A 6,169-nucleotide genomic window follows, 5' to 3' on the forward strand; every position below is an offset into this window, starting at 1 on the left:
CCAGCATTTTCTGTCCAATATCATCCCGAATCCAGTCCTGGCCCCCATGATAGTCGCTACCTTTTTCAGCAATTTATTGATTTGATGGGATAATGATACTCGAAACAATAAACTTATCCAAATCTTTTGGCCTCCGCAAAGCAGTGGATGGACTGAGCCTACAGATTCCCGATGGTTCAGTATATGGATTTTTGGGTCCAAATGGGTGTGGAAAGTCCACCACCATTCGTATGATGACAGCATTGATTTCTCCCGATGAAGGAGAAGTTTTTATACAAGGGAATTCCGTTCAAAAGTTAGGGAATAAAGCACTCTCGAGTGTTGGTGCATTGATTGAAAGAGCAGATTTCCACAAACATCTTTCCGGTGAAACAAATTTAAAAATGCTGGCGCGGATGGATGGAACAGATATGTCCCGTGTTCAAACTGTATTGGATCGCACCGGGTTGGGGAACCGCGGGAAAGATAAAGTAAAAACCTATTCACAAGGAATGAAGCAGCGATTGGGTATAGCCCAAGCGCTTTTATCAAGACCAAAACTTTTGATTTTGGATGAACCCACGAATGGGTTGGATCCCCAGGGTATGAAAGAAGTCCGGGATCTCATTTGTGAATTGTCTTCTGAGGGAATCACTATTTTTATTTCATCCCACCTTTTGGATGAAGTACAAAAAATCTGTTCCCATGTGGCAATGATCAGTTTTGGAAAACTCATTACTTCCGGGAAAATGGAGAATTTACTCCAAGAATCTGATTTGCTCATGACGGAAGTTCAGGTGGATAATGTTGAAAAGTCCGCCCAATTATTATCAGCACTTGAATGGGTGCATCGTTGTGATGCTGTTGACGGTGTTTTGCATGTTGGTATTGGGCTAAACAAAGCTTCAGATCTTGTTCAATATTTAGTTCAAAAAGATATTAGAGTTTCAGCCGTTATCCCCAAAACTAGCCTTGAAGATCTTTACCTTTCCAAATTTGGAATGAAAAATAAAATTTGATGTTAAGGCTGATTTACAATGAATTACTGGTCATTACCGGTCGATGGCGAAGCTATATTGGTTTTATAGGTATATCAATTTTAATGCCTTTGATATTGTGGGGTTTCTCACAAGGCGGTGAAGAATTGCACCAAGATTATGTTCGAGAATTGGGAGGAACTTTTATGGTTGTGGGTTCTATTCTTAATTCATTTCTGGCAACTTACATTATTATGAATACATTATGGATTCATATTCCATTTTTGGTCACGCTGGCTGCGGGAGATTCAATTGCAGCAGATGGCGCAAATGGCATATTCAGAATTACCCTTACTCGTTCTGTAAGCCGGATAAAAATCTTAGTTTCCAAACTATTTGCCACATATATCTATACAGCAGCACTTCTCATTTTTTGTGCATTATGGAGTCTCGGTATAGGAAGCATTGTATTGGGAACTGGTGATTTAATTGTTATTGATAATGGTATATTGATTTTAGATGAATCACAAGCTTGGATTCGAATGGCGCTTTCATTTTCTCTTGCTATTTTGGTCATGTGGATGGTCGCTACCCTTTGTTTTATGTTTTCTGCAATGGTGAATAATGCGGTTGGGCCAATTATTGGAACCATGTTTTTAATCATTATAGGCTATATGATTATTGGAATTCCGTTAGACATCTTTGAAAAAATGGAGCCGTACATTTTTGTAAAATATTTTAATGTTTGGTGGGATGCTTTTAAGGATCCAATTCCATGGAATGAAATCGGGAAAAAACTTGGAGTGCTCGGCGTATACTCGGCAGCATGCTTTGGGATTACCGCATTCGTGTTTTTAAAAAAGGACATTAAAACATGAAGCGCTTTAACTTGTTTATTTCATTCATTTTCACATCCATTCTGGCGGCTCAAACACTATCCATTGACCAAATTCGGGAGAATGTTATTTCCCAATTCGCCAAGATTGAAGATTATCAGGTTAATGTAAAAATTTCCGTAAAAATGACTGGTTTCCGGATGCCAAAAAAGAAGATTCGGATGTATTATAAAAAGCCGGGTAAAATTAAAGTGGAAACACGGGGGTTTGCGATTTTACCCAAAACGGGTGTGGATGGAAATCCCAGTAAATTCTTAGATATGCTGAAGCACGTTACAGAAATCAAACGGACCATTCGGAATAATAAACCATTTTATCGAATTATGGGTAAAGTGAATCAAGATTCCTTGAAAATTCCTGTCTCAGTTAAAACGGATGAAATACCCGATATTACCATGGATGTTTTCGTGAATGCGAAAACATGGGTTATAACTGAAGTCGATGTTTACTTGAATTCAGAAAGTGTATTTACTTTTAAGACAGATTACATAGAAGTAAATGAAGTAATGGTTCCTGAAAGATCCGTATTCAAGATTGGTGTGAAGGGGATTAGCCGATGGACAACTCAAAACCCCTTTGACTTTGGTGGGCCAGGTTCAAATAGGCAAGACTTTGAAAATATTGCAAAGAATGCTGGGTTTGATTCAGAGAAAGATGAATTCGTCGGTGAAATGATTTTGACATTTTCGAAGTATAAAGTGAACCGTGGGATTGATGATGCACTATTTATTGAGAAGAAATAAATGCCAAAAAGAACAGATTTAGAATCCATATTAATCATTGGTGCGGGACCTATTATCATTGGTCAAGCTTGTGAGTTTGATTATTCCGGAACCCAGGCTACACGCGCATTAAAAGAAGAAGGTTACCGTGTAATTCTGGTGAATTCCAATCCGGCCACGATCATGACGGACCCGAATTTGGCGGATGCGACATACATTGAACCCATTACACCGGAATATGTAGAAGCCATTATCCAAAAGGAAAAGCCCGATGCTATTCTTCCAACAGTGGGTGGGCAAACTGCACTTAATCTCGCCATGGATCTCCACAAGCAGGGGATTTTAGAAAAATATAATGTGCAACTTATCGGTGCCCAGGTTGATGCCATTGATAAGGCAGAAGACCGTGAGCGCTTCAAAGAAGCAATGGACGCCATTGGACTGGATACAGCTCAGGGCGGTTTTGTACACTCGTGGAAAGAAGCGGAATCTCAACTGGACAACATGCAGTTTCCCATCATTATTAGACCCTCTTTCACCATGGGCGGCACAGGTGGATCTGTTGCTTATAATTATGATGAATTTCAGGAATTGATTGAGAATGGTCTAAATGCCAGTCCTATCACGGAAGTTTTGGTGGAAGAATCATTGTTGGGATGGAAGGAGTTTGAGTTAGAAGTCATCCGTGATACAGCAGACAATGTCATTATTATTTGTTCCATTGAAAATATTGACCCAATGGGTGTTCATACGGGCGATTCGGTAACGGTGGCGCCGGCCATGACATTAACTGATAAAGAATTTCAGAAAATGCGGAATTGGGCGATCCAATGCCTAAGAACCATTGGCGTAGAAACTGGCGGCTCAAATGTACAGTTTGCAGTAAATCCAGAAAATGGACGAATGATTGTCATAGAAATGAATCCCCGAGTGAGCCGGTCATCAGCGTTAGCATCCAAAGCAACGGGATTTCCAATTGCTAAGGTGGCGGCAAAATTGGCGGTTGGCTATACATTGGACGAAATTCCTAATGACATTACCGGAAAAACACTCGCTGCTTTTGAACCCACTATTGATTATATAATTACAAAAGTTCCTCGCTTTGATTTTGAAAAATTTCCATCGGCCTCGGGCCACTTGGGTGTGCAAATGCAAAGTGTGGGTGAAGTGATGTCCATTGGCCGAACCTTCAGGGAATCTCTCCAAAAAGCATACCGATCCCTAGAAGTTGGGTTGGACGGATTAGAGCCTAAACTTGCAGCAGAAGGCGACCCGGATGTGAATCGTGCCCGCTCGTTGGATATGTCCACATTACGTTATGGGACTGCTTTTCGGTTGTTGAAGGTCCGCCAAGCTTTCGTGGAAGGACAGTCTATTGAAGATGTATTTAATGTGACTAAGATTGATCCGTGGTTTTTACATCATATTAAAATGTTAGCAGAGATTCAGGCAAGTGGGAATAAAACATCTCTACGTGATTTAAAACATAATGGTTTTTCTGACAAACAAATTGGACGTATGACGGGAAAAACTGAGTTGGATATTCGGGCTCAACGAAAGAAAGAATCTGTTTGTCCATCCTTCAAGGTGGTAGATACCTGCGCTGCTGAATTTGAAGCACAGACCCCCTATTGTTATTCAACTTACGATGAAGAAAATGAGATTACTCCTCTCGATGGAAAAAAGGTGATTATTCTTGGCGGTGGCCCAAACCGCATTGGGCAGGGGATAGAATTTGATTATTGCTGTGTTCAAGCCGTTTTTGGATTGAAGGATCAAGGATTTAAAACGATTATGGTGAATTGTAATCCAGAAACAGTAAGTACCGATTTTGATTTGGTGGACCGACTTTATTTTGAACCAGTGACGTTTGAAGATGTATTAAACATTGTTGAATTTGAAAAGCCCGATGGTGTCCTCGTTCAATTTGGTGGACAAACACCACTAAAGATTGCTAATGCATTAGCGGATGCTGGCGTACCCATTATTGGCACATCACCTGAAAATATTGATTTAGCAGAAGACCGGGAAAAATTTGGTACAATCTTAGAAAAGCTGAAAGTGGTTTGTCCAAAATATGGTACGGGCAGAACTTTGGATGAGGTGGTGGTCGTGGCAGAAAAAATCGGATACCCAGTTTTGGCTCGCCCCAGTTATGTATTGGGTGGACGCGCTATGGAAATCGTTTATGGCAGAGACCAGCTCATTGATTATATATCCCGTAATGCAGATGTAACCGAAGGTCACCCAATTCTAATTGATGAATTTTTAGAAGATGCTTTTGAGTTTGATGTGGATGCGTTATGCGATGGGAAAACGGTTCACATCGGAGCTGTGATGCAGCATATAGAAGAGGCGGGGATTCACTCCGGTGATTCAGCCTGTGTGCTTCCACCCTATCGTATAACAACTGAAGCCATGGAAGAAATTATTCGTATCACTAAAGCTTTAGCATTAGAGCTCAATGTGATTGGACTTATCAATCTGCAATTTGCATATAAGGACGGTGAAGTCTATGTTTTAGAAGTGAACCCAAGGGCAAGCAGGACGGTGCCCTTTGTGAGTAAAACGACGAATACACCATTAGCTAGAATTGCTTCTCAATTGGCAATAGGGGCAAAATTATCAGAATTTGACTTAAAGGCATGGGATAGACATAATCACGTTTCCGTAAAAGAAGCAGTGTTGCCATTCAACAAATTTCCAGAAGAATCAATTTTCTTAAGTCCTGAAATGAAATCCACTGGGGAAGTTATGGGGATTTCTAATACATTGGGAGAATCCTTCCGGAGAGCATCCATTAGTGCGGGGAATATACTGCCAGATTCAGGGACAGTCTTCGTGTCGGTAAATGATTCAGATAAACTGGGTGTAATTTCCATCGCTAGAGATTTGCATGAAATAGGATTTAAACTTGTAGCAACTTCCGGAACGGCAAGAGAATTAAAGCGAAACGGCATTCCTGTTGTGTCCGTATTTAAGGTGGGGGAAGGGCGCCCGAATGTAGTGGATGGTATTAAAAATGGTGAAGTGAACCTTGTAATTAATACGCCCATGGGCGCACAAGCACGGTATGATGAAGAAGCCATCGGCCGGACTTGTATTCAAAAAGGTATTGAGGCAATTACCACGCTCTCCGGCGCTGAAGCCGCTGTAAGAGCAATAAGGTTGGCCGGGAGAAAAATTGAAGTGAAATCAATTCAGGAGTACCATAATTATGTTGATTCACATTAATAATATCTTTTAGGTTCGCACCGTTATGTTGAACAATCGACGCAATAATAGACAAGATCGCCGTCGCTCCAATAGCTTGGTGGGACATCGGTAGAGTCTAGCGTCAAATCATAGTAAAAAGATTTTGATGAAAGCCCTCCGGATGTCCCGGAGGGCTTTTTTTATTTTAAAAAGGAATATCATGAAAAAAGAAAAAATCATACTGGCTTACAGTGGTGGGCTGGATACATCCATTATACTGAAATGGTTGGTGAATAAAGGGTATGAGGTTATTTGTTTTGTAGGTGATGTGGGTCAAAAAGATGACTTTGAGGCGGTTGAAGAAAAAGCCATGGTTTTAGGTGCATCTAAAGTTCATATC

6 protein-coding genes are annotated in these 6,169 nt (G+C 40.7%); all 6 read left to right on the top strand.

Annotated features, from left to right (window positions below; genetic code table 11):
* On the top strand, window positions 1–93 hold a 93-nt coding region (locus HN459_01260; protein ID MBT3478070.1), incomplete at its 5' end, for a hypothetical protein.
* Entirely contained in the window at window positions 93–998 is a 906-nt protein-coding gene (locus HN459_01265; protein ID MBT3478071.1) for an ATP-binding cassette domain-containing protein, read from the top strand. The genes HN459_01260 and HN459_01265, both read left to right, overlap by 1 nt.
* Window positions 998–1,834, top strand: a complete 837-nt coding sequence (locus HN459_01270) for a hypothetical protein (protein ID MBT3478072.1) — start codon at window positions 998–1,000, stop codon at window positions 1,832–1,834. The genes HN459_01265 and HN459_01270 overlap by 1 nt, the downstream gene beginning before the upstream one ends.
* Window positions 1,831–2,595, top strand: coding sequence for a hypothetical protein (locus tag HN459_01275; GenBank protein ID MBT3478073.1), 765 nt, complete (start codon window positions 1,831–1,833; stop codon window positions 2,593–2,595). The genes HN459_01270 and HN459_01275 overlap by 4 nt, the downstream gene beginning before the upstream one ends.
* Window positions 2,596–5,808 (top strand): carbamoyl-phosphate synthase large subunit, encoded by a 3,213-nt coding sequence (carB, locus tag HN459_01280; protein MBT3478074.1) that lies wholly within the window; start codon window positions 2,596–2,598, stop codon window positions 5,806–5,808.
* A 181-nt stretch (window positions 5,809–5,989) separates the two neighbouring features.
* Window positions 5,990–6,169, top strand: a 180-nt coding sequence (locus tag HN459_01285; GenBank protein ID MBT3478075.1) for an argininosuccinate synthase, incomplete at its 3' end; no start/stop codon positions are given.

The sequence above is a fragment of the Candidatus Neomarinimicrobiota bacterium genome (assembly GCA_018647265.1).
Classification (GTDB): domain Bacteria; phylum Fidelibacterota; class Marinisomatia; order Marinisomatales; family TCS55; genus TCS55.